This window comes from Myxococcus vastator (genome assembly GCF_010894475.1).
Classification (GTDB): Bacteria; Myxococcota; Myxococcia; order Myxococcales; family Myxococcaceae; genus Myxococcus; species Myxococcus vastator.
Window position 1 is genome coordinate 1 of sequence record NZ_JAAIYB010000630.1, and the last position, 3,687, is coordinate 3,687.

3 protein-coding genes are annotated in these 3,687 nt (G+C 71.6%); all 3 read right to left on the reverse strand.

Features of this window, described 5'->3' with window-relative positions; translation table 11 throughout:
* Positions 1 to 315: exodeoxyribonuclease VII small subunit (xseB, locus tag G4D87_RS35160; RefSeq protein ID WP_163787063.1), on the reverse strand; the 315-nt coding region annotated here is incomplete at its 3' end.
* 42 nt (positions 316 to 357) lie between these two features.
* The gene (xseA, locus tag G4D87_RS35165) at positions 358 to 2,064 is read right to left on the reverse strand and encodes an exodeoxyribonuclease VII large subunit (protein ID WP_163787065.1); all 1,707 of its coding nucleotides are present in this window, start codon (positions 2,062 to 2,064) and stop codon (positions 358 to 360) included.
* Positions 2,061 to 3,687: FHA domain-containing protein (locus G4D87_RS35170; RefSeq protein WP_240358863.1), on the reverse strand; the 1,627-nt coding region annotated here is incomplete at its 5' end. The genes G4D87_RS35170 and xseA, both read right to left, overlap by 4 nt.

Here is a 3,687-nt window from a genome sequence, read left to right on the forward strand (position 1 = left end):
GGCCCGAGGGGCCGCGGGCGCGGGTGCCGCCGGACGCGCGGCGACCGACAGGGGCGCCACCACGTCGTTTCCGTCCTCATCCAGCAGGAGCTGTTCGATGCGCTGCTCCGCCTCGGTGAGCAGCTTCTCACCCCGGCGCACCAGCCGGATGCCTTCCTCGAAGGCCTTGAGCGAGTCCTCCAGGGAGAGGTTGCCGCTCTCCAGTCGGCCCACCGTGTCCTCGAGCCGGGAGACCACATCCCCGTACTGCTCGGGGACCTCGGCCTCCGCCACCTTGTCCGCCTTGGGCGCCTTGTCCGACTTCGCCACTTCCATCCACCTCCCCGTGTGGGGCGCGGGACTCTAGAGGGTGGCCCGTCAGCAGTCCACCGGCCCTTTCACCGCCGTGACGGTGGCTTCGATTTCTTCACATCCCCCGAGCGACTTCGCCCCGTTCGACGCGAGCTTCAGCCCCAGGCGCTCTCCCACCTGGACGTCCGCGCCCGTGCGGACCACCGCGCCATCGCGCTGTCGGAACACCACCGAATAGCCGCGCGACATCACCTTCAACGGACTCATGGCGTCCAGACGTCCCTCCAGACGCTGGAAACGCTTCTGGGCATCCGCCAGGGTCGCCTGTTGGAGCGCCAGCAGCCGCGCCCGGTGTGCGGCCAGCCGGGCACGCTCGCGGGACACCTGGGCCACGGGCGACGCCCGCTCGAGCCCGAGCCGTGCCGTCGCCAGCGCGCCATGCCGCGTCGCCACACCTGCCCGCACCGCCTCCGACAGCCGCATGGCGAGCTTCAAGAGGTGCGCCCGCTGCTCGCCCAGGCGCGCCTGGGGACGCGCCCGCTGCAGCCTTTCGGTCAGCGACCGCAGCGCCTCGCGGTGCCCGCGCACGGCCGGCCGCAGCACGCGCATCATCGACTCCACCTGCTCGGACAGGTGCAGCCGCTGGTGGTTGATGGCTCGCCGGGGGTCCTCCAGCCGCGACGCGAGCTGGCCCTGCTCCTCGCGCAGCTCCAGCACCCGGCGCTCCATGGCGCGCCGCAGACGGCCCGCCTGCGTGGCCAGCGTCAGCTCCAGGTCGGCCAGCACCGGCGCCAGTCGCTCCGCCGCGGCGCTGGGCGTGGGCGCGCGCAGGTCCGCCACGAAGTCGGAGATGGTGAAGTCGATTTCGTGGCCAATGGCGGACACCACCGGCACCGGCGAGGCGAAGATGGCGCGGGCCACCCGCTCCTCGTTGAAGGTCCAGAGGTCCTCCACCGAGCCACCACCGCGCGTCACCACGATGACGTCCACGTCCGTGCGCGCCAGCCGCTCGATGGCGCGAGCCACCTCCACGGCGGAGCCTTCGCCCTGCACCCGCGCGTCCGCCACCAGGACGCTCTGCCGAGGGTTGCGCGAATGCAGCACGCGCAGGAAGTCCTGCAGCGCCGCGCCGGTGCGGCTCGTCACCACGCCAATCCGCCGAGGCAGGGAGGGCAACGGCCTGGGGGGCCGCACGCGCCCGGGACCGATGAGCCCCTCCTGGGCCAGCCGCTCCTTGAGCTGCTCGAAGGCCAGCGCCAGCGCGCCCTCGCCCACCGGCTCCAGCCGCTGGACGATGAGGCTGTAGCGGCCCTGCGGCTCGTACAGGTCCACGCTGCCTTCGGCAATCACCTCCATGCCGTCGCGCAGCGCGAAGCGCAGGCGGGCCGCCATGGAGGCCCACACCTTCGCGTCGATGGCCGCGCCCGCGTCCTTCAGCGAGAAGTACCAGTGCCCCCGCGCGTTGGGCCCACGGAAGCCCGTCACCTCGCCGCGCACGATGACGCGGGCGAAGCGCGACTCCAGCGTCTGCTTGAGCTGGCGGGTCAGCTCGCCCACCGACAGCACCACGCGCTCGGGCCTGGGCGGCGGAGGCGGCGCGCCGTCCATGGGCCCCAGCAGCGAGGTGCCGTCCGCGTCCACCGGAGGCGGTGGCGGCTTCGGCGGCGCCGCGGCCTTCCGCGCCGCACGGGAGGGGGAGGCGCCACTGCCGAACAGGTCACCCTGCTGGCCCACTGGCGGCGGCGTGCCGCCTCCCACCTTGCGCCGGGTCATCGGGACAGCTTCTCGACCCAGGTCTTCGCCTTCTCGTGGTACTCGTCGTCGGGAGGCGTCATCGCCACCACGTCCTTGAACTTGGGCAGGGCCTCATCGGGGCTCCCGTCCTTCAGGGAGTAGGCATGGAGGTAGACGTCCTTCGCCTTCGCCTTCAGCTCACTGATGATGTTGGTGGCGCCCGCGTGTCCGGGGTCCGCCTGCAGCGCCTTGCGCGAGTAGTCCATGGCGCGGCTCCACTGCCCCGCCGCCTTCGCCGCGGTGGCGCCCTTGTAGAAGATGGTGGCCGCCCGCGTGCCCGCGTTGCGCGCCATCTTGCTGGGACGGCCGCCGGTGATGCCCTTGTCCAGCGACATCAGCTTCGACAGGCCGCGGGCGTCCAGGTCCTCCAGCCGCTTGTAGAGATTGCCGAACTCCGTCATCTGCCCCAGCAGCTTTTTGCACTGCGCGTTGCGCGCCATGCACGCGTTGAGGATGGCCACCGCGCCGGACATGTCGCCGTCACGGAAGCGGTCGACGGCGGGCTCCCACGGCTTGGGGGCCGGTCCCTGGATGACGGGCTTGGGCGTGTCTCGGACGACGATGGCCTGCGCCGCCTGCTCGTTGATGAGCTTGGCGTCGCGGTGCTCCGGGAAGGCCACCAGGATGTCGTCGGTGATGGCCTTGGCCATGTCGAGCTGGTTCTCATCCAGCAGTTTGCGCGCCTCGCGCGTGCGCGTGTCCGCGGCCTCCGACAGCGCGCGCTTCGTCTCGTTCACCTGCTCGTAGAGGAACTGGCTCTCTCCGGCGCCGGCCAGCAGCGTGCCGGCCTTGCCCAGTTCCTTCTTCGACAGGGCCTCCTTGGCCGCCGTCAGCTTCTCCTGGACGGGAATCTCGCGCGCGGCGTGCCCGAGGTAGTCCGCCACGCCCGGGTATTCCGGGGCCTCGGTCTGGAGCTCCTCCAGCTTCGCCTTCGCCTCGACCCACTTGCCCTCGCGCACCAGGTTCTTCGCGTCCTGGAACAGGCTGCCCAGCCGCTCCCGGTGGTTCTTGCCCTGACGGGCCTCTTCCGCGGCGACCGCCTGCTGCTTCTGGACGTTCATCCGCACCACGCCCAGGCCCGCGAACAGCACCAGCACCGCGCCCGCGGCGCCCAGCTTGATGAGCTTCTTCTTCTTCAGCTCCTCGGGGGTGGGCGCCGAGGCCGCCGTCGCGCGCGAGCTGCGCACGCGGCCACCTTCGACGCGAGGCCCCGGACGGGGCGGCACCGCGCCGCGGCTGCCAGAGGCCGCCGGACGGGGGCGCGGACCGGGGGCCGGCGCGCCGACCATCATCGTGGAGTTGGCCACGTCCTCGAAGCGCAGCTCCGTGTCGCCCAACGTGATGACGTCACCGTTGGCCAGCGGCGTCTCGTCGCTGACGACGTCGCCGTTGACGAGCGTCCCATTGCCGGAGCCCAGGTCGCTGACCGCCCAACCCGCTCCCGACTTCCGCACCATGACGTGCTTGCGGGACACGGAGGTGTCCGGGATGCAGATGGCGTTATCGGTCGCTCGACCGATGACGTACTCCTCCTCGGACAGGGCAAACTCCTCACCATCCTTGGGACCAGCGATGCAAATGAGCCGGGCCGCGGCGGAGACG

Bases quoted from the DNA above. Each gene is read 5' to 3' on its own strand.
- xseA (WP_163787065.1), bottom strand. From the start codon at position 2,064: ATGACCCGGCGCAAGGTGGGAGGCGGCACGCCGCCGCCAGTGGGCCAG.